This is a genomic window from Rhizobium esperanzae, from assembly GCF_014197615.1.
Lineage (GTDB): Bacteria > Pseudomonadota > Alphaproteobacteria > Rhizobiales > Rhizobiaceae > Rhizobium > Rhizobium esperanzae_A.
Genome location: NZ_JACIFY010000019.1, coordinates 1 through 18,523, shown reverse-complemented (window position 1 = coordinate 18,523; position 18,523 = coordinate 1). Strand labels below are relative to the sequence as shown.

Annotated in this window: 20 protein-coding genes and 1 tRNA gene; 13 read left to right on the top strand and 8 right to left on the bottom strand. The window is 61.2% G+C overall.

Annotated elements, in window-relative coordinates; all coding sequences use genetic code 11:
- Positions 1-545: 545 nt before the first annotated feature.
- The 5 genes from GGD57_RS22800 (at position 546) to GGD57_RS22780 (ending at position 4,783) form a co-directional block, all read left to right on the top strand.
- Positions 546-1,649, top strand: a complete 1,104-nt coding sequence (locus GGD57_RS22800; RefSeq protein WP_184472528.1) for a DUF2157 domain-containing protein — start codon at positions 546-548, stop codon at positions 1,647-1,649.
- Positions 1,646-2,236, top strand: a complete 591-nt coding sequence (locus tag GGD57_RS22795) for a GDYXXLXY domain-containing protein (protein WP_184472527.1) — start codon at positions 1,646-1,648, stop codon at positions 2,234-2,236. The genes GGD57_RS22800 and GGD57_RS22795 overlap by 4 nt, the downstream gene beginning before the upstream one ends.
- A 152-nt stretch (positions 2,237-2,388) precedes the next feature.
- Positions 2,389-2,473, top strand: a tRNA-Leu gene (locus tag GGD57_RS22790).
- Positions 2,474-2,649: 176 nt separating this feature from the next.
- On the top strand, positions 2,650-4,134 hold the full coding sequence (gene tig, locus GGD57_RS22785; RefSeq protein ID WP_184472526.1) for a trigger factor: 1,485 nt from the start codon (positions 2,650-2,652) through the stop codon (positions 4,132-4,134).
- A gap of 226 nt (positions 4,135-4,360) precedes the next feature.
- Positions 4,361-4,783 carry a nuclear transport factor 2 family protein gene (locus tag GGD57_RS22780; RefSeq protein WP_184472525.1) on the top strand — a complete coding sequence of 141 codons (423 nt, stop codon included), beginning with the start codon at positions 4,361-4,363 and terminating at the stop codon, positions 4,781-4,783.
- Positions 4,784-4,919: 136 nt separating this feature from the next.
- Here the strand turns inward: GGD57_RS22780 and GGD57_RS22775 are convergent, their stop codons facing one another.
- From GGD57_RS22775 to map, 7 genes are all read right to left on the bottom strand, one after another.
- Complete coding sequence (locus tag GGD57_RS22775; RefSeq protein WP_184472524.1) at positions 4,920-6,689, bottom strand: B12-binding domain-containing radical SAM protein; 1,770 nt, start codon at positions 6,687-6,689, stop codon at positions 4,920-4,922.
- A 161-nt stretch (positions 6,690-6,850) separates the two neighbouring features.
- On the bottom strand, positions 6,851-7,654 hold the full coding sequence (locus tag GGD57_RS22770) for an endonuclease/exonuclease/phosphatase family protein (RefSeq protein WP_184472523.1): 804 nt from the start codon (positions 7,652-7,654) through the stop codon (positions 6,851-6,853).
- A 63-nt stretch (positions 7,655-7,717) separates the two neighbouring features.
- Positions 7,718-9,124 (bottom strand): Si-specific NAD(P)(+) transhydrogenase, encoded by a 1,407-nt coding sequence (gene sthA, locus GGD57_RS22765; RefSeq protein ID WP_184472637.1) that lies wholly within the window; start codon positions 9,122-9,124, stop codon positions 7,718-7,720.
- Positions 9,125-9,209: 85 nt separating this feature from the next.
- Complete coding sequence (locus GGD57_RS22760) at positions 9,210-9,416, bottom strand: JAB domain-containing protein (protein WP_184472522.1); 207 nt, start codon at positions 9,414-9,416, stop codon at positions 9,210-9,212.
- Between the two features lie 28 nt (positions 9,417-9,444).
- The gene (locus GGD57_RS22755; RefSeq protein WP_184472521.1) at positions 9,445-10,632 is read right to left on the bottom strand and encodes an alpha-hydroxy acid oxidase; all 1,188 of its coding nucleotides are present in this window, start codon (positions 10,630-10,632) and stop codon (positions 9,445-9,447) included.
- Between the two features lie 204 nt (positions 10,633-10,836).
- Complete coding sequence (radC, locus tag GGD57_RS22750) at positions 10,837-11,655, bottom strand: RadC family protein (RefSeq protein ID WP_184472520.1); 819 nt, start codon at positions 11,653-11,655, stop codon at positions 10,837-10,839.
- Positions 11,656-11,662: 7 nt separating this feature from the next.
- Positions 11,663-12,499 carry a type I methionyl aminopeptidase gene (gene map, locus GGD57_RS22745; protein WP_184472519.1) on the bottom strand — a complete coding sequence of 279 codons (837 nt, stop codon included), beginning with the start codon at positions 12,497-12,499 and terminating at the stop codon, positions 11,663-11,665.
- Positions 12,500-12,747: 248 nt separating this feature from the next.
- Between map and GGD57_RS22740 the strand changes: the two genes are divergently transcribed.
- The 3 genes from GGD57_RS22740 to GGD57_RS22730 all read left to right on the top strand — a co-directional run bounded on the left by GGD57_RS22740 (position 12,748) and on the right by GGD57_RS22730 (position 14,138).
- Positions 12,748-13,407 carry a TetR/AcrR family transcriptional regulator gene (locus GGD57_RS22740; protein ID WP_184472518.1) on the top strand — a complete coding sequence of 220 codons (660 nt, stop codon included), beginning with the start codon at positions 12,748-12,750 and terminating at the stop codon, positions 13,405-13,407.
- A 231-nt stretch (positions 13,408-13,638) separates the two neighbouring features.
- On the top strand, positions 13,639-13,812 hold the full coding sequence (locus tag GGD57_RS22735; RefSeq protein WP_184472517.1) for a hypothetical protein: 174 nt from the start codon (positions 13,639-13,641) through the stop codon (positions 13,810-13,812).
- Positions 13,809-14,138, top strand: coding sequence for a DUF6105 family protein (locus tag GGD57_RS22730; protein WP_184472516.1), 330 nt, complete (start codon positions 13,809-13,811; stop codon positions 14,136-14,138). Before GGD57_RS22735 ends, GGD57_RS22730 begins: the two co-directional genes overlap by 4 nt.
- On the opposite strand, the gene ruvX is transcribed toward GGD57_RS22730, so the two are convergent.
- Positions 14,078-14,569 carry a Holliday junction resolvase RuvX gene (ruvX, locus tag GGD57_RS22725; RefSeq protein ID WP_184472515.1) on the bottom strand — a complete coding sequence of 164 codons (492 nt, stop codon included), beginning with the start codon at positions 14,567-14,569 and terminating at the stop codon, positions 14,078-14,080. The two genes, GGD57_RS22730 and ruvX, sit on opposite strands and share 61 nt — an antisense overlap.
- Before the next feature lie 227 nt (positions 14,570-14,796).
- Here ruvX and GGD57_RS22720 point away from each other — a divergent pair, with 227 nt between their 5' ends.
- The 5 genes from GGD57_RS22720 to GGD57_RS22700 all read left to right on the top strand — a co-directional run bounded on the left by GGD57_RS22720 (position 14,797) and on the right by GGD57_RS22700 (position 18,432).
- Positions 14,797-15,501, top strand: a complete 705-nt coding sequence (locus GGD57_RS22720) for a metal-dependent hydrolase (protein WP_184472514.1) — start codon at positions 14,797-14,799, stop codon at positions 15,499-15,501.
- Between the two features lie 69 nt (positions 15,502-15,570).
- A complete protein-coding gene (gatC, locus tag GGD57_RS22715) occupies positions 15,571-15,858 on the top strand; it encodes an Asp-tRNA(Asn)/Glu-tRNA(Gln) amidotransferase subunit GatC (RefSeq protein WP_010067897.1) in 288 nt (95 codons plus the stop codon).
- Positions 15,859-15,916: 58 nt separating this feature from the next.
- Entirely contained in the window at positions 15,917-17,398 is a 1,482-nt protein-coding gene (gene gatA / locus GGD57_RS22710; RefSeq protein ID WP_184472513.1) for an Asp-tRNA(Asn)/Glu-tRNA(Gln) amidotransferase subunit GatA, read from the top strand.
- Positions 17,389-17,889 carry a GNAT family N-acetyltransferase gene (locus tag GGD57_RS22705; protein ID WP_184472512.1) on the top strand — a complete coding sequence of 167 codons (501 nt, stop codon included), beginning with the start codon at positions 17,389-17,391 and terminating at the stop codon, positions 17,887-17,889. The genes gatA and GGD57_RS22705 overlap by 10 nt, the downstream gene beginning before the upstream one ends.
- Positions 17,890-18,045: 156 nt before the next feature.
- Positions 18,046-18,432, top strand: coding sequence for a response regulator (locus GGD57_RS22700; RefSeq protein ID WP_246713720.1), 387 nt, complete (start codon positions 18,046-18,048; stop codon positions 18,430-18,432).
- Positions 18,433-18,523 lie beyond the last annotated feature (91 nt).

Sequence of the window (18,523 nt, the reverse complement as noted above, 5' to 3'; positions counted from 1 at the left end):
TGTGGGCGGCCTCGGTCGGCTGGGCGTGACCACAACCTTGCGGACTGGTGCTGTGCGGCGGAAATCCTCGATCCGCCAGTGCTTTAGCGGACTTTTGCCAAGCAAAGCCGCCCGCCGGGGGAGGATCCGGCGGGCGCATTATGGTGACTGGCAACTGGGAGGAGGAGTGTTGCCAGTCCTATCGCAGCGCGCTGGGAGGAGGAGTGCGCAGCTGCGAATCTCGTCACGGACAAAGGATCCGCGGGCATCCGGCTGAGCCGGGACGGGGCGCCATCCCCGTGCTTCGATGACGATACAAATAGTATGACTATTTGAAATTTTGCAGTGCAATAATTTCATGAGTGGTATGCAAAATGCGCATGCCTCTCCGTCCATATGCTTATATATGCGCTTCCGGCGTTAGCGGCCGGTTAACGCCCGGTACAAGTTCGACCAGTGAGGAACTTGTATATTTGTCGCAACAGCGTTTGCGAACACCCGTGCTGCGGCTATAACGGCATGAGCCGCAGCGCCGCAGTCGGCGTCGCGAACGCAAGGGGTGGAGCATGTATCGCGGCAGATTGGAGCGGGATCTCTCGCTTTGGGTGGGCAAGGGCCTGCTGGGCCAGGAAACGGCGGCCACGCTTCTCGCCGAATACGACGGTCGCCCGGCGAGCTTCAGCCTCGGCAGGGTGCTGATGGCGCTGGCGGCGGTGCTGCTTGCCGCCGCCATTCTGCTGGTCGTCGCCTCCAACTGGGAGGCCATCCCGCGCCTCGTCCGCGTCGGCGTCATCCTGGCGCTGATCTGGGTGGTGCACATCGCCGCCGCCCGGATGCTTGCCCGCGGTGCGACAGCGGCCGCAGGCGGCTTGCTGGTCATCGGCGCGATGAGTTTCGGCGGCGCCATCTCGCTGGTCGGGCAGATGTATCATCTCTCCGGCGATGAGCAGACAGTGATGTATCTCTGGTTCGCCATTGCTACCATCTCGGCAATCCTGTTCCGTTCGGGCGCAGTGACCGTTGTCGCCGGCTTTCTTTCCTGGGCGTCCTTTGCCGTCTATCTCCAGAATTACGACTCGCACTGGATCGGCCTCGATCCCTGGATGGCGCCGGTCATGGCGGCGATCACCATCGCCCTGGTGCGTTATACCGGCGCCGAGCGGGCTCGCCATCTCGCCTATCTGCTTTTGATCGGCTGGCTCGCCTGGCTCTATACTCTTTATGAGGAGATCGCCGTTGCGCTCGCCTTCGCCGTCGGTGGCATGGCGGCCGTCGTCCTGACGGCGTTGCCGCTCCCGCGCGTCGCTTCCCTGGTCAGGACCGCTGGTGCTGCCCCGGCCTTCTACAGCTTCCTCGTCGCGGCGATCGGTTTCCTGCTGCTGCATATCGAGATCGAGGATGGCTGGCGGTTGGTGGTGCTCGGGCTGGCGACGCTCGCCGCTTCCGTGCTGGCGATCGCTCTGCACGGCAGGAACAACGGCGCGGTGCGTTATCTCGCCTATACGAGTTTTGCCGCGGAGATGCTCTATCTCGCCTCCGTCACAGTCGGCTCCATCCTCGGCACGTCGAGCCTCTTCCTGTTCTCCGGTCTGGTGGTGGCGTTTGTCGCCTGGATCGTCATCCGTCTCGAGCGGCGGTTTTCGGCGAGTGCACAGGGGGAGCGGGCATGAATTCGGTGATGGCAAGACTGCAATCCGGCAAGTTCTATATGCTTTCGGCAATCATCGTCGCCGGCCTGCAGACCCTCATCCTCGGCACGATCATCCAGAGTCGGGCGTCGATCCTCGAGGATGGCGCCGAGGTGCTGCTGAAGACCGCGCCTGTCGATCCGCGCGATTTCCTGCGCGGCGATTATGTCGTCTTGAACTACGACATTTCCTCGGTGCCGGTGCAGACGGTTTCCGGCGGCATTCCGGCCGAGCCCGGCGAGCGCGTCTTGTGGGTTCGGTTGAAGAAGCAGCCCGACGATTTCTGGACGGTGACCGAATCGTCCTTCCATGAATTGCCACCGCTGGCTGAGACGGTGGTCCTGCGCAGCCAGCCATTTTATAGTAGCGGGCTTGCCGCCGGCGACAGCATCCGCGTCGAATACGGCATCGAGCGCTACTATGTTCCGGAAGGCGAGGGCAAGCCGATCGAAGAGGCCCGCAATGGCGGCAACGTCGCCATATCGGTGCGTGTCTCGAAAGCCGGAAGCGCCCAGATCCGCAGCCTGCTCGTCGATGGCAAGCCGGTTTACGAAGAGCCGCTCTATTGATCCGACGGCACTTCGCAACAGGACGGCTTGAAGGCCGCAAATCCCTGTCATTTGCCGTTCATTTTTCCTTTGCCTCGACCAAATCGGGTGATATAGAGACGCCGCGCTCCGGAAGGCCTCATGCGCAGGCATAGGCATGCGGTTTTGTGAACGCGGGTATGGTGAAATTGGTAGACACGCCAGATTTAGGTTCTGGTGCCGCAAGGCGTGGGAGTTCAAGTCTCTCTACCCGCACCAAGCTGTTTGCAGCGGGAGACTGAGATAGTTGTCCCGAATACCCGGAAGCGAGCGCCGTTCCCCTTTGGGCGGAATGACAGAATTGGGAAAAGCCACGCGCGGCACGCTGCCGGCGTCGTGCTCATCGAAACGAACGGCGTCTGGGCACGGCCGCCACGACATGAAGGTAGGAAGACATGCAGGTTATCGAAACGCTCGCTGAAGGGCTGAAGCGCGAAATCAAGGTCGTTATCCCGGCCAAGGACATGCAGGACAAGATGGATGCGCGTCTTGCCGATGTGAAGGACAGGGTCCGCATCAACGGCTTCCGTCCGGGCAAGGTCCCCGCTGCTCACCTGAAGAAGGTTTACGGCAAGTCGATCATGGCCGAGCTCGTCAACGAGATCGTCCGTGAACAGCCGGCCGCCATCCTCTCCAGCCGCGGCGAAAAGTCGGCCACGCAGCCGGAAATCGCCATGACCGAGGACAAGGACGAAGCCGACAAGATCCTCGCCGCCGAGCAGGACTTCGAATTCACGCTCTCCTATGAAGTGCTGCCGCCGATCGAACTGAAGTCGGTCAAGGGCATCAAGGTCACGCGCGAAGTCATCGATATCTCCGACGACGAAGTCAACGAGCAGGTCCTGAAGGTCGCCGAAAGCGCCCGCGCTTATGAGACCAAGACCGGCAAGTCCGCGAACGGCGACCGCATCACCATGGATTACGTCGGCAAGGTCGACGGCGAAGCCTTCGAAGGCGGCACCGACCAGGGCGCCGAACTGGTGCTCGGCTCCGGCCGCTTCATTCCGGGCTTCGAAGACCAGCTCGTCGGCGTCAAGGCCGGCGATGAGAAGACCATCACCGTGACCTTCCCGGCCGACTATCCGGCCAAGAACCTCGCCGGCAAGGAAGCGACCTTCGACGTATCGGTCAAGGATGTTGCAGCCCCCGGCGCCGTCGAGATCAACGACGAACTCGCCTCCAAGCTCGGCATCGAATCCGCCGACCGCCTGAAGGAAATCGTCCGCGGCCAGATCGAATCGCAGTACGGTTCGCTGACCCGCCAGAAGCTGAAGCGCCAGATCCTCGACCAGCTTGACGAGATGTACAAGTTCGAGACCCCGAACTCGCTGGTCGACGCCGAATATAACGGCATCTGGAGCCAGGTGAACAACGACCTCGCTCAATCCGGCAAGACCTTCGAGGACGAAGACACGACCGAAGAAAAGGCACGTGAGGAATACAAGACGCTCGCCGAGCGTCGTGTCCGCCTCGGCCTCGTTCTCTCCGAAATCGGCGAAAAGGCCGGCGTCGAAGTCAGCGAAGACGAGATGCAGCGCGCCATCTTCGAACAGCTGCGCCAGTATCCTGGCCAGGAAAAGCAGATCCTCGATTTCTTCCGCAGCCAGCCGGGTGCCGCCGCTTCGATCCGTGCGCCGATCTTCGAAGAGAAGGTCATCGATCACCTGCTGACCGAAATCGACGTCACCGACAAGAAGGTGACCAAGGAAGAGCTGCTCGCCGAGGAAGAAGGCGAGGCGAAGGCCGAGACCAAGAAGGCTGCGCCGAAGAAGAAGGCTGCCGCCAAGGCCGAAGCTGCCGACGCCGGTGAAGGCGAAGAAGCCGCACCGAAAAAGAAGGCTGCACCGAAGAAGAAGGCGGCTGACGAAAGCGCCGAATAATCGCTTTTCAGTTCTGAAGTTTGGAAAAGCCCCGCCATCGTGCGGGGCTTTTTCTTTGCGGGTCATCCGGACGGGGTACTCGACGCCCTCTCCATCATGGTGTTATCTTCGCTGGCAACAACAAATAGTTGAGAATACTGTAAGTCCGCGCAGATTTTGCTGGCGCATGCCGCCAGGATGACGACATGCATAAAAACAAAGAGCTTTGGGTGGAGGAGGACCTGAAATGACCGCAAAGAACGACATGAAGAGGCTGGTAGAGGAAATCTATTCTGTGCGTGGCCGTGGTGATATCGAGGGTACGCTTGCGCTGTTCGGCGAGGGTTGCACCTTTCGCATGGTCGGCAATGCACGGCTGGCGCCTTTGACGACGGAATCGAGCGGGCATGATTTTCGCCAAACGATAACGCAGCTTATCGCCGCATGGGATCTATCCAAGGTCAGGACGACCGGCATCTATGTGGACGAGGATGAGCAGATGGTCTTTGCCCATCGTGAAGGCGAGGTCAGGCACATCCCATCGGGCGTAACCTTCTCTACGGAATTCGTCGACAAGATCCATTTCCGGGATGGCAAACCGGTCAAGATCGTCGAATTCGTCGACACGCTGCAAGTGGCCGAGAAGAGCCGGATGATCCAAATCACATAGAGCGTGACGCCGCAACGTGTGAGCGGTTTTGGCCTTGTTCCAGCCGAACGAAAGTCGAAGCCCTCAAGCTTCGACTTTGATGGCATCAGTCATCTCCGGCCGACAGGGCGTCGGCCGCTGTTGCAAGAATTGCCGCTCAATGCCCCGTCAGTTGCGCGACTTTCCTGACATGGCTGACGGCTGCGGCGCCGCCGGCGGTCTGGGTGAAAAGGTGGAGCGTTTCCTCTTCGTCGTCGGCGACAGGCGTCAGGGCCTGATCCATATAGGTTTTCGACTTCGCATCCCGTGAAATCAGGAAGGCTGAAATCGTCAGGCCGATGATCGTGCCGGCAAGCGAGGCATGTTTGCGGAAAGTTTCCCAGGCAAAACGCGGCCAGAAGACCAGCGGATGTTCGCGCGGCAGTTCCGGGCGCCGCTCCGACGGCGTCTTCAGGCGCAAGAGGCCGCTCTGCAGCGGATGTACGTTTTCCAGCGGTACGGTGGTCGCGAAGGAGACGAGAACCTTGACCAGCCTTGCAAGCGGCACACCGGTCGCCACAGCGCGGCGCAGCAGCGTCTTCATGTGGTCAGGCGAGTAATAGAGCGCCCAGGCCTCGTGGTAGATATCCTCCCATTGCTGCTTGCTCATCTTCGGATGCGCGGTGCAGACATGTTCGACATCGTAGATGTTGAGATCGGCATCCATCTCGACGCCCTTCTTCCACAGCACCTGATGGTCTTCGGAGCCGGGCAGCGGCGTCAGGATGAAGAATTCGATGACGTCGAGCGGCAGCTCTTCCTGGATGATCGCGATGTCGCGGCGAATCGATTCCGGCGTGTCGGCGGGGAAGCCCAGAATATAGCCGGCGAGCGTCATGATGCCCTGCGCCTTCCAGGCGAGCAGCATCTTGCGATATTCGGTGATCTTGTTCTGATTCTTCTTGGCGGCGGTCAGATTGTCCGGATTGACGTTTTCGAGGCCGATGAACACGCGGGTGACGCCGGCGCGCCGGGATTTCTCGATGAAGTTCGGGATCTTGTGGCAGAGCGTGTCGACCTGGATCATCAGGCCGAGCGGAATGCCGTCCCGTTCCTTGAGCTCGATCAGCCGGTCGAAGATCGCTTCCCAATCCTTGTTGCGGGCGAAATTGTCGTCGGTGATGAAGAATTTATGGATGCCCTGCGCCCAGTTCATCCGCACCAGCCGTTCGACATCGTCGGCCGAGCGGAACCGCGATTTGCGTCCCTGCACGTTGATGATGGTGCAGAACGAGCATTGATAGGGACAGCCGCGTCCGGCGTCGAAGCTGGTGCTGAGCCCGAGCGTGCGCTGGATATTGTCCTTCGGCAGGAAGGGAACCGGCGTGCCGCCGATGCCCGGAAGGTCGTTCATGAAATTATAGAGCGGCTTCAGCTCGCCAGCGGCGGCGTCGCGCAGCACCATCTCCAGCCGGCCCTCGGCCTCTCCGGCGAACATCGAGATGCCCATGTCGCGGCAGGCGTCGAGCCCGACCGCCTTGCCATCCAGCATCGACAGGCAACCGGAAACATGGAAGCCGCCGATCGAAACCGGCAGGCCGGCAGCGCGGAACGGCCGGGCGATATCGAGGGCGCGCGGATACTGGTTGGTCTGGACGCCGACAAGCGCGATCATGCCGAAATTGTCATGACGCTTGAACTGGGCGAGCAGCCCGGCGACATCGATCCGAGTATTGGTCTCGTCGATCACGGTAATGTCGATCGCGGTATCGGCCCCGAGCACCTTGCGCTCGGCGCATTCGGCGGCGATGCCGTAGAGAGCCGCGAGCGAATTGGACGGGATCATCGCCCGCCACCAGCGGATGACGTAACCATCGTCGTCATAATGCGACGGCTTGATCAGGATCAGCTGAAAACGTCGGCGCGCAGCTTCCAAGACATGGGACAAGATTATCTATCTTTCTTCAGAAGCTTTTGCCGGAGGCAAAATGGAGTTGAAGGCACATATCACGCATGGCGTATCAATGCGACTTGTGAGGGTTCGAACCAAGGCCTAAAAAACGGCGCTGCGCGCGAAACGCTCCGCGCAACGTATCAATCTTCAATATACTACCCGATATCGAGCAGCAATGCGCGGTGGTCGGAGACCTCGGGCGCTTCCACCACCTCGAATTTGGCAATCTTCACCCCCGGTGTCACCAGCATGTAGTCGGCAAAGCGGCCCTGCTTCAGATAGTAGGAGGTGCGCGTGTCTACAAGGCCGTTTCCGGTGACGAGATCGGAAAGCCCGAGGCCGGCGAGAATCGCAAAGGTTGCGCTGTCAGGCAAAACGTTGAAATCGCCGCAGACGACGAGCCCTTCGTCACCGGGCCAGACGCGCTCGATGAGCCCGACCAGCGCTGCAGCCTGTTCCAGGCGCGCTGCCGTATCGCCCTTGCCGGCGGGATCGCGCAAGCCATGCATGTGGGCGATCGTCACGCTACGGCCCTGCTCATGACTGAAGAGGCGGATGCAATGGGCGTTTCGTGGTCTCGGATGTTGACCCCAGCCATCGGCGGAGAAACGGCCATGCACGAAATCCAGCCCCTCGGCGATGATGGAATGCGATTTGCGCACAAAGGTCGCCAGCCCGAACTCGGCGGCAATGGCGTTGTCGCCGTCGAAGAGTTCGCCTCTCGATGAGGGAAAGAAGAAGCCGTCGTGGCCGGGCAGGGCGGCGCCGATCTCGGCAAAGAGATTGGCGCGCTGCGGCAGTTCGAGCCCCGCATCCCGATAGATCGCCCATCCGCAATCGACACCCGGCGCCCGCAACACCTCCTGCAGGCACAGCACGTCCGGCTCGGCCTGCCTGACATAATCGATCAGGGCCTCATGCAGCCTGCCGCCCCATGCATTCAGCGAAATGATGCGCAATGCTGTTCGGCTCCATTTTGACTGCCGGATCTCATCCAGACGACAAGCGTGCCGCCAAGGCGCTTAGAGTTCCGACTTGATATCGCCCATCCGGTTCCATGCGTCGAGGCCGGCGATCTTGTAGGCTTCGGCGAGCGTCGGATAGTTGAAGGTGTTTTCGACGAAATATTCGACCGTGCCTTTGAGGTTGAGCACCGCCTGGCCGATATGCACCAGCTCGGTAGCACCTTCGCCGACGATATGCACGCCGAGCAGGCGCCGCGTCTTCAGCGAGAAGATCAGCTTCAAGAGCCCGGTGTCGAGGCCCATGATATGACCGCGCGAGGTCTCGCGGAAGCGGGCGATGCCGCATTCATAGGCAATGCCGCGCTCCTTCATCTCTTCTTCGGTCAGCCCGCAGGTGGAAATCTCCGGCACGGCATAGATGCCGTAGGGGAAATATTTCGGCGGCTCCTTGGCGACCGCGCCGATTGCGACGCGGGCGGCGATGCGGCCCTGTTCCATCGAGGTCGAGGCAAGGCTCGGAAAGCCGACGACGTCGCCGGCGGCGTAGATGTTGGCAACCGATGTCTGGAAGGTTTCCGGATTGACCTTGAGACGGCCGCGGCTGTCGGCTTCGAGGCCGATGGCCGGAAGGTTCAGCGCATCGGTTGCCCCCATGCGGCCGGCGGCGAAAAGCACCATGTCGGTGGTCAGGCGCCGACCGCTGTCGAGCGTCAGCTCGACCTTGCCGTCTTCCAACGTCTCCACCTTGTCGGCCTTCTGGCCGAGCAGCAGCTTCATGTTGCGGTCGCGCAGCTGGTAGGTGAAATCTTCGACGATTTCCCTGTCGATGAAGTCGAGCATCGTCGCCTTCGGGTCGATGACGGTGACGGCCGTGTCGAGCGCGCTGAAGATCGTGGCATATTCGATGCCGATGACGCCGGCGCCGATGACGACCATCGAGCGCGGCAGCTCCTGTATATCGAGCAGTTCGTCGCTGTCGAGAACGGTCTTGCCGTCGAAGGGGATGTAATCGGGGCGGAACGGCTTTGTGCCGACGGCGAGCAACACGCTGGCGGCGGTGACCTGCGTAACCTCGCCGTCTTCTTTGATCACCTGCAGCGTCGACGCATCGATGAAGCTCGCCTTGCCGCGAATATGCTGCACGCGGTTGCGGGCGAACTGGTGTTCCAGCACCTCGACCTCGTGGTTGAGGGTAATCAGCAGGCGCCGGCGCAGGTCGTCTGCGCTGATCTCTTCCTTGACGCGGTAGGACCGGCCGTAGAAGCCGCGTTCACGCCAGCCGGAAAGATTGAGCGCGGTCTCGCGCAGCGTTTTGGAAGGGATGGTGCCGGTATGTACGGACACGCCGCCGACGCGTTTTCCCTGCTCGATGACAAGCACTTTCTTGCCGAGTTTTGCAGCCTGGATGGCGCCGCGGCGCCCTGCGGGACCGCTGCCCACCACAACAAGATCGTACTGAAGCATCATCTGGCCCCGGATTGGAAATGGAATCATTTGCGACACAAAATGTCGCCCGTCTATCGGTAGCCGGTCAATGTTACAGATTGTTTTACGGCCGCCGATTCAGCCCGCCCTGTGCTTTTCGGATCAGCTTCAACCCCTTCAGTCTGAGATGGCCGGCCCAACCGATAATGACGTGGTCTTGGACGATAATATCGAACGCCTTGGCGGCATCGATGATCACCTTCGTCGTTTTAATGTCGGTACGCGACGGTGCCGGGTCGCCGGCAATGAGCCCGTGTTGTCGGTGCAGCATGTGATCGTCTTCGGATCATTCGAAGGCTTCACGCCCGGGTGATGTAGTCAGCGGAAATATCGCTCACCTTGGTAACGCCGAGCAAAGCCATATTGCTATGCAGTTCCCTCTTCAGGATATCAGCCGCCTTCAGCACGCCCGGTAGGCCTGCGACGGCTGCAGCGTAAAGGAACGGCCTGCCGACGAACACAAAACAGGCTCCGAGGGCCAGGGCCTTCATGATGTCAGTTCCGCGCCTGAAGCCGCCGTCGACCATGACCGCGGTGCGGTCTCCAACACGGGCCGCAATCTCCGGAAGCACCTGAAGGGGAGATGCGGTGCCGTCCAATTGGCGGCCGCCGTGATTGGAGACGATCACGCCATCCGCCCCGGTATCGGCAGCCCGTGCCGCGTCTTCAGGATGCATGATCCCCTTGACCACAAGCGTGCCGGACCACCTCTTGCGGATCCGCTCCAGATGCTCCCAGTTGAGATGATCACGCCTGCCGAAATCGCGCGTGACGTTCGAGGAGATGATCGGCGCGCCTCGTGTGGCATAGGAATTTTCAAAATGCGGAATGCCGTGCCGGACAATCGTGCGCAGGAATGTGCCGGTGGTCCAGCGCGGGTGCGAAATGCCCTGCCAGGCCAGGCGCAGACCGGGACGCAAAGGCGTCGAAAACCCGGCCCTTACATTGTTTTCGCGATTGGGCAGCGTCGCCGTGTCCACGGTCAGCAGAAGCGTGCGGATGCCGGCCGCAGCGACGCGATCGACGAGAGCATCAATACGGTCGGGTTCGCCGGGCAGATAGGCCTGAAACCATGCTTGTGGCGAAACCGCAGCGATCTCTTCCAGAGGGATGAGTGATGAACCGCTGATGATCATCGGCATTCCCGATTGGTCCGCTCCTTGCGCAAGCACGATGTCGCCTCGATAGGCCATCAACGCGCTGATCCCCATCGGCGCGATGCCGAACGGCACGGCATGGGTCTTGCCGAAGAGGCTCGTCTCGGTGCTGCGTCCGGAGACGTCCCGAAGGACACGAGGGCGGAAGGCATAGGCCTGGAAGGCTGCCGCGTTATGGCGCAGCGACGCATTGGTCTCGGTTGCGCCGGCGATATAACCGAACAGAGGCTTCGGCAGATGTCGCCGGGCCTTCATTTCAAAATCATCGAGGCAAAGCACGTCGCGGCAGAGCCGGGTTGATCGATCAGTGTTGCCGCTGGAGATCGTCATGGAGCTTCATCTTCTCGGTATGTCTGGCGGATATCGGTCGGCGTGTGGTGGGGCCGGATTGCATACAATCGCGCACCAGCGATTGATGTCAATTCCAGCTTTCCTCAATCGTCGCTTGCCTCGAATGCTTGCCTGCGACCTCGCCCAATCGACAGCCGACGTGCTGGCGCTCCGCGCTTCGTCGGCGGTCGGCCCATTTCCTCTTCAGATCAGCTTCAGCCCCTTCAGGCTGACATGGCCGTCCTTGCCGATAATGACGTGGTCGTGGACGGTGATGTCGAGCGCCTTGGCGGCATCGATGATCACCTTCGTCATGTCGATGTCGGCGCGTGATGGTGTCGGATCGCCGGAAGGGTGGTTGTGCACCAGGATCATCGCCGTTGCCGAAAGCTCCAGCGCGCGTTTGACCACCTCGCGCGGATAGACCGGTGTATGGTCGACGGTGCCGCGGCCCTGCACCTCGTCGGCGATCAGCACGTTGCGCTTGTCGAGGAAGAGAATGCGGAATTGTTCGCGCGTTTCATGCGCCATGGCGGCGTGGCAATACTGGATGACCGACGACCAGGAGGAGAGCACCTGCTTGCTCCGGAGCTCGCTCTTCAGGGTCCGGTGGGCGACGGTCGAGATCAGTTTCAGGTCGAGGGCGACAGCCTCGCCGACGCCCTTCACCTCTGTCAGCAGCGCCGGCGGCGCGCCGAAGACGCCGGAAAGCGAGCCGAAGCGTTCGATCAGCGCCTTGGCGATCGGCTTGGTGTCACGCCGCGGAATCAGCCGGAAGAGCAGGAGCTCGAGGATTTCGTAGTCGGCAAGCGCGGTGTCGCCGAGCTCGCGGAAGCGGTCGCGCAACCGCTCGCGATGGCCATGATAATGCTCTTGCCCGGCAAGCGAGGCGGGCAGGGCGCTCCCGGCTTTCGACATGGACGGTTTCTGTTTGCCGAAGAACGAGCGTTCGTCGGCCATGGGCTCTTGCGTTGGGAAAGGCAGCTCGTCGTCGGAAGATGTCGAAACAGGGCCTTTCGCCATCGCAGCGTCACCCGTTGTATGGCGACAGACCGGGGCGGTCGAGGCCGCCGGGCGACAGCGTGAATATCTCGCAGCCGTCGGAGGTGACGCCGACGGTGTGTTCGTACTGCGCCGAAAGCGAGCGGTCGCGGGTGACCGCCGTCCAGCCGTCGGCCAGCACCTTCACATGCGGCCGGCCGAGATTGATCATCGGCTCGATGGTGAAGATCATACCTTCGCGCAGCTCCGGCCCCTCGTTGGCGCGGCCGTAATGCAAGATATTCGGCGAATCGTGAAACAGCCGGCCGACGCCGTGGCCGCAGAAATCACGCACCACCGAGCAGCGCTCGGCCTCGGCAAAGGTCTGGATCGCCTCGCCGATCGCGCCGGTGCGCGCACCCGGCCTGACGGCGGCAATGCCGCGCATCAGCGATTCGTAGGTAACCTCGAGTAGCCGCTCGGCGGCGCGCTTGATCGTGCCGACAGGGTACATCCGGCTGGAATCGCCGTGCCAGCCGTCAAGCACGAAGGTGACGTCGATATTGACGATATCGCCTTCACGCAGCGGCTTGTCGTTCGGAATGCCGTGGCAGACGACGTGGTTGATCGAGGTGCAGGTCGATTTGGTGTAGCCGCGATAGTTCAGCGTCGCCGGGTGGGCGCCGTGATCCATGCCGAAATCGAAGACGAATCGGTCGATGTCATCGGTCACCAGCCCGGGCTTGACGATATCGGCGAGCGCATCGAGGCAGCGCGCCGTCAGCTGGCATGCCCTGCGCATGCCCTCGAATGCTTGCGCGTCATAAAGCCGGATGGCGCCCGTATTCTTCGAGGGCGCGGAAGAGGCTTCGATATAGTTCACCATTGCAGGGCCTTAGTCGAGAATATTAGAATTGTTCATAATGCAGCTATGCCGGGTTCGTCCATCGCGATCAACCGCAAGGACGAGATTTCTCAGCCGATCCGATCGGCCCGGCATACGTCCCTCCGCATGCCTTCGACGCCAATCATCCGTGCGGGATGGAATATCCACAATCTTCCCAAGGGGATAGGATTGATTGCATGAGGACTGCCCGCTACTCACCGATTGGTGACAGCGGGGAAGGGTCGGTCATGCTGAATGAAGCCGTCAATCTTGAAAATTCGCGTGAGGCCGGCGGCGAGCCGGAACGGCGCGTGCGTGATCGCGGCGCCACCGAGCGTGCGATCCTTGCCGCCGCCAAGCGGCTGCTGGCCGAGGAAGGCTTTCAGAATTTCGGCATCAATGCGGTCGCCCGCCGCGCCGGCTGCGACAAGCAGCTGATCTATCGCTATTATGGCGGCCTCGACGGCCTGGTCGAGGCGATCGGCGCCGATCTCGGCACATGGGTGAAAGATCGCATTCCGGAAGACACCGGCGGCATGTTCCTGCTCACTTATGGCGACCTGATGGAGCGGCTGTCACTTCTCCTCCTCGACGCTTTGCGAAACGATCAGCTGATGCGCCGTATCCTCGCCTGGGAGATATCGGAAAACACCGAGCAGGTGAGGCGGCTGTCGGAAGCGCGTTCGAAGGCGCTGGCTCTCTGGCTGGAACGCATGCGCGGCTCGCTGACGCCGCCGAAGGGCGTAGATACGGCAGCGGTCAATGCCATCGTCATCGCAGCGATCCAGCACCTCGTGCTTGCCGCCTCGGCCGGCGGGCAGTGCGCCGGCTTGTCGCTGAAGACGTCCAAGGACTGGGAGAAGGCGGCGACGGCGCTGAAGCGTATCGTGCGCGGCGTCTACGGCTGATAGAGCAATTCCAGGCAAAGCGCAAAGCGCTTTTGCCGGGAATTGCGTAAAAGCAAAAGGCTAGCACTGTTCGGCGCTTCCGTGAAAGCGTGAACCGCTCTCGCTTCTTCATCCACAGGGAACCGGTGTCGCGTTAACCTTAATAAATGGTTTACGTTGCCTGGGCCGGGTTAACCCGACAGTGTGGGATCAGCAGAGATGGAATGAGTGAGAGTCTCCGAGTTGACATCCATGGGACCCAAGATCGGCAGAGCCACATTTTTCGTAACGGCGATGATGTTTTTCGCAGTTCTGGCGCTGGATATCGCAATTCCCACCCTGGTGCTTTGCACCATGGCACTGTCGACCTGGTTGGTCTCCCTCGATCTGCCCGTCGCGCGCAAGCATGGAGGAGAGGCCGCATGAGGTGGTTTCTGATCTTCTGGGCCGGCCCCATCGTCTTTCTCGGCGGATGGTACTGGCTCTCCTATTACGACATGAATTTCGGCATCCTCATGCTGTCGCGCCAGGTCCATGACCTGACCTTCCAGCTTTACGGAAAGGCGCTCGGCCTTCCGCCGGAGACGATCCCGCCGCTCGTGGCCCGCGCCATCGCGGTCGACAGCCTCGTCGTCTTCGCCATTCTCGGCTTCAGAAAGCGCAAGTCGATCATCGCCTGGTGGAGGGCGCGTCAGGCGCTGAACTCGTCTCCCGACCTTGCCAGCAAGGAAAGCCTGTCGAGGGCGCCCTGAAGGATGAAGCTTGCCGCGGCCGAATCGATCCGTTCGGCCCGCTTGGCGCGTGAGACGTCCATTTCCAGCAGCGTCCGTTCGGCTGCCACCGTCGAAAGCCGCTCATCCCAATAGACGAAGGGCAGGGCCGTCTTCTGCTCCATGTTGCGCACGAAGGCGCGTGTCGCCTGCACCCGCGGACCCGCCGATCCGTCCATGTTCATCGGCAGGCCGATGATGAAGCCCGCGACCTTTTCGGCTGCCGCAAAATCCAAGAGCGCCTGCGCATCGATGGTGAACTTGACGCGGCGGATCACCGGGCGCGGCGTGGCGAAACGCCGGCCGAGATCGGACATCGACAGCCCGATCGTCTTGGTGCCGAGATCGAGGCCGGCAATCGCCTGCCGCGGGGCAAGTGTCCCGGCCATTTCCTCGATCGTCAGCACTGTCATCGCCGTTTTGTCCCGTCAAAAGAAATTGAACTCGCCGCCGCTTTTCTTTGCAGGCGCATGAGATATGTCCTTAGAGCATGATGCCGAAAAGTGTGAGCGGTTTTCGGACGACATCATGCTCCAATTCCTTGAATGAGATGCGGATTCAGATTTTAGGCCGATCCGGCGTAAAATCATCCGGATCTCCCGAAACCTGCTTTTGCGTCCCATAATAGAGGAGAGATTTCATGAAGATCACCTGGCTCGGCCATTCCGCCTTCCGCATCGAGACCGGAAAGGCGAAGATCCTGCTCGATCCCTTCCTCAGCTATAACGCCTCCTTTTCCGGCCAGGATATCAAGGACGTTTCGGCGGGCATCACCCACATCCTTCTGACACATGGCCATGGCGACCATGTCGGCGATACAGTGGCGCTTGCCAAGGAAACCGGCGCCGTCGTCCTCGCCAATGCCGATCTCGCCGCCTGGCTCGGCTCCAAGGGCGTCGACAAGATCGAGATGGGCAATACCGGCGGCACGGTCGCGCTCGGCAGCTTCTCGGCAACCTTCACCAATGCGCTGCACTCGTCTGCCCAGATCACCGAGGACGGTGTCTCGCATGCGCTTGGCAATGCCAACGGCCTGATGCTGCATTTCGAAGACGAGGCCTCGATTCTCGCCATGGGCGATACCGACATCTTCTCCGACATGGCGCTGATCAACGAATTGCACCAGCCCGACATCGGCCTCGTGCCGATCGGCGACCGCTTCACCATGGGCGGCGCGGTGGCGGCTCTTGCCTGCCGGCGCTATTTCAACTTCAAGACCGCGATCCCCTGCCACTTCGGCACCTTCCCGATCATCGATCAGACGGCCGATAAATTCGTCGCCGGCATGGAAGGATCGAAGACCGATGTGAAGGCGCTCAAGCCTGCCGAGAGCCTGTCGATCTGACGAAACCCCGTTGCACCGGGCGGACATGGCCTTTATAGCGGGTAGGAAAAATCCTATCCGGAGAATGCCATGTCCGTCGATCTTGCCACCGTGAAGCGCGTCGCCCACCTTGCCCGTATTGCCGTCTCCGAAGACGAGGCAAATCGCATGGTCGGCGAGCTGAACGGCATCCTCGGCTTCGTCGAGCAGCTCTCCGAAGTGAATGTCGACGGCGTCGAGGCGATGACCTCGGTAACCCCGATGGCGATGAAGAAGCGGACCGATGCGGTGACCGACGGCAGCAAGGCTGCCGATGTCGTCGCCAACGCGCCCGTCACCGATCATAATTTCTTCCTGGTGCCGAAAGTCGTCGAATAAGGCTTCGAAGCCTCTTTCCGACCCTGTTGCCATTTTCAAGATCTGAAGCGAAAACACCATGAGCGAACTCACCAGCCTGACCATTGCCGAAGCCCGCCAGAAGCTGCGCGCCAAGGAAATCACCGCACTCGAACTGACCGAGGCCTATATCTCGGCGATCGATGCGGCCAATGGCCGGCTGAATGCCTATATCAAGACGACGCCGGATCTCGCCCGTGTCATGGCCAAGAACTCCGACGAGCGCATCGCCGCCGGCAAGGCCGGCGAGCTCGAAGGCATTCCGCTCGGCATCAAGGATCTCTTTGCCACGGTCGGCGTGCATACCCAGGCCTGCAGCCACATTCTCGATGGTTTCGAGCCGCGTTATGAATCGACCGTGACGCAGAACCTCTGGGATGACGGCGCCGTCATGCTCGGCAAGCTCAACATGGACGAGTTCGCCATGGGCTCTTCCAACGAGACGTCCTATTACGGCCCGGTGATCAATCCCTGGCGTGCGTCAGGCTCCAATCAGCAACTCGTGCCCGGCGGTTCCTCCGGCGGTTCGGCCGCGGCTGTCGCCGCCCATCTGTGCGCTGGCGCCACCGCCACGGACACCGGCGGCTCGATCCGCCAGCCGGCCGCCTTCACCGGCACCGTCGGCATCAAGCCGACCTATGGCCGCTGCTCGCGCTGGGGCACCGTCGCCTTCGCCTCTTCGCTCGACCAGGCAGGCCCGATCGCCCGCGACGTGCGCGATGCCGCCATCCTTTTGAAATCGATGGCAAGCGTCGACGCCAAGGACACGACATCGGTCGATCTGCCGGTGCCGGATTACGAGGCCGTCCTCGGCCAGTCGCTGAAGGGCATGAAGATCGGCATTCCGAACGAATATCGCGTCGACGGCATGCCCGAGGAGATCGAGACCCTCTGGCGCCAGGGCATTGTCTGGCTGAAGGAAGCCGGTGCCGAGATCGTCGACATCTCGCTGCCGCACACCAAATACGCCCTTCCGGCCTATTATATCGTCGCTCCGGCCGAGGCGTCCTCGAACCTCGCGCGTTACGACGGCGTGCGCTACGGCCTGCGCGTCGACGGCAAGGATATCGTCGACATGTACGAGAAGACGCGTGCCGCCGGCTTCGGCCAGGAAGTCAAGCGCCGCATCATGATCGGCACCTATGTGCTGTCGGCCGGTTATTACGATGCCTATTACATCCGCGCCCAGAAGGTCCGCACGCTGATCAAGCGCGATTTCGAGCTTGCCTTCGATGCCGGCGTCGACGCCATCCTGACGCCGGCGACACCGTCCTCCGCCTTCGGCATCGCCGATGAGGATCTCGCTGCCGATCCGGTGAAGATGTATCTGAACGACATCTTCACGGTGACGGTCAACATGGCTGGCCTGCCGGGCATCGCCGTGCCCGCCGGCCTCGACCAGAAAGGCCTGCCGCTCGGCCTGCAACTGATCGGCAAGCCCTTCGACGAGGAAACCCTCTTCAAAACCGCCCATGTCATCGAACAGGCGGCCGGCCGGTTTACGCCGGCCAAGTGGTGGTAACGGACCTTACGATCCGAAAGATAGCGGCGGCCGACCACGAAGCGGTCGGCGCCGTCGGCTTCGCCGCATGGGCCGCAAGCGGCGCCTACGAAGACAGCTATCGCGATCCCGATGTGATTGTCAGGGTTCGGCGCGAGTTCGCGATCTTCCCCGGAGAGACGAAAGGCGAGATCTTCGTTGCCGAACATGGCAAGGCGATCATCGGCTGGGGCGCGCGCGAAAACGAACCGAATTATGTGTCGGATCTCTGGGTGTGCCCCGATCATCAGGGCAGGGGCGTCGGTCGGGCTCTCTTGGTTTATCTGTGCGAGCTGATGGCGGCGGAAGGGCTGGCGACGGCCCGCCTCGACACGCATGCCAGGAATACGGGCGCGATCCGGCTCTACGAATCTTGCGGTTTCACCATCGTCTGGCGCGGTCGTGAATTTTCCCGGAGTATGGGCGTCGAACTCGAAAAGGTGCATCTGGAGAAGCGGTTGGCTGACCGATAGCGAGAATCAGTCTGTTGCCGCTGTCGTCAATACGCCGGGAACATTCGCGGCTGCGGTATGTTGGTTGTTCAGCCGGATCGAAGACGATGGCACACGATCGGGAAAAGCCGTCCGGCGGCTGCCGGTCGGTCACAATTGGATCAGAGGAGCGAGGCTTTGGAAAATTCGGCCATCGAGCTCTTTGCGGGAAAACGCGTACTGATTGTCGAAGATGAATATTTCCTGGCAGATGAGACACGGTGGAAACTTGAGAAAGCCGGTGCTGTCGTCGTCGGCCCGGTCGCCCGGGTGAGCGCGGCTCTCGAGCGTGTCGAGAACGAGAAGATCGACGCAGCAATCCTCGATGTTCACCTGGAGGGCGAATTTGTCTTTCCGGTCGCCGAGGAGCTTGAACGCCGCAATATCCCGTTTGTATTTGCCACGGCCTTCGACCCGTCGGTAATTCCCGTGAGGTTCACGGGCTTTGCGCTATGCGAGAAGCCGACGGAATTGGGAAAGATCGCGGAAGCTTTGTTCGGGCAGGGGTCCGCCGACTTCCACTAAAGCGTGTCGCAGCTTACGTGATTCAGGATTCCGTTGAAGCTTGATTTGTGATTCACTTGTGCATGGAAGGAGATCGACCATGGGCAAGCCG

Coding starts and splice junctions, on each gene's coding strand:
- GGD57_RS22800 (WP_184472528.1), top strand. CDS start 546: ATGTATCGCGGCAGATTGGAGCGGGATCTCTCGCTTTGGGTGGGCAAG.
- GGD57_RS22795 (WP_184472527.1), top strand. CDS start 1,646: ATGAATTCGGTGATGGCAAGACTGCAATCCGGCAAGTTCTATATGCTT.
- tig (WP_184472526.1), top strand. CDS start 2,650: ATGCAGGTTATCGAAACGCTCGCTGAAGGGCTGAAGCGCGAAATCAAG.
- GGD57_RS22780 (WP_184472525.1), top strand. CDS start 4,361: ATGACCGCAAAGAACGACATGAAGAGGCTGGTAGAGGAAATCTATTCT.
- sthA (WP_184472637.1), bottom strand. CDS start 9,124: ATGCTTCAGTACGATCTTGTTGTGGTGGGCAGCGGTCCCGCAGGGCGC.
- GGD57_RS22760 (WP_184472522.1), bottom strand. CDS start 9,416: ATGCTGCACCGACAACACGGGCTCATTGCCGGCGACCCGGCACCGTCG.
- GGD57_RS22755 (WP_184472521.1), bottom strand. CDS start 10,632: ATGACGATCTCCAGCGGCAACACTGATCGATCAACCCGGCTCTGCCGC.
- radC (WP_184472520.1), bottom strand. CDS start 11,655: ATGGCGAAAGGCCCTGTTTCGACATCTTCCGACGACGAGCTGCCTTTC.
- map (WP_184472519.1), bottom strand. CDS start 12,499: ATGGTGAACTATATCGAAGCCTCTTCCGCGCCCTCGAAGAATACGGGC.
- GGD57_RS22740 (WP_184472518.1), top strand. CDS start 12,748: ATGCTGAATGAAGCCGTCAATCTTGAAAATTCGCGTGAGGCCGGCGGC.
- GGD57_RS22735 (WP_184472517.1), top strand. CDS start 13,639: ATGGGACCCAAGATCGGCAGAGCCACATTTTTCGTAACGGCGATGATG.
- GGD57_RS22730 (WP_184472516.1), top strand. CDS start 13,809: ATGAGGTGGTTTCTGATCTTCTGGGCCGGCCCCATCGTCTTTCTCGGC.
- ruvX (WP_184472515.1), bottom strand. CDS start 14,569: ATGACAGTGCTGACGATCGAGGAAATGGCCGGGACACTTGCCCCGCGG.
- GGD57_RS22720 (WP_184472514.1), top strand. CDS start 14,797: ATGAAGATCACCTGGCTCGGCCATTCCGCCTTCCGCATCGAGACCGGA.
- gatC (WP_010067897.1), top strand. CDS start 15,571: ATGTCCGTCGATCTTGCCACCGTGAAGCGCGTCGCCCACCTTGCCCGT.
- gatA (WP_184472513.1), top strand. CDS start 15,917: ATGAGCGAACTCACCAGCCTGACCATTGCCGAAGCCCGCCAGAAGCTG.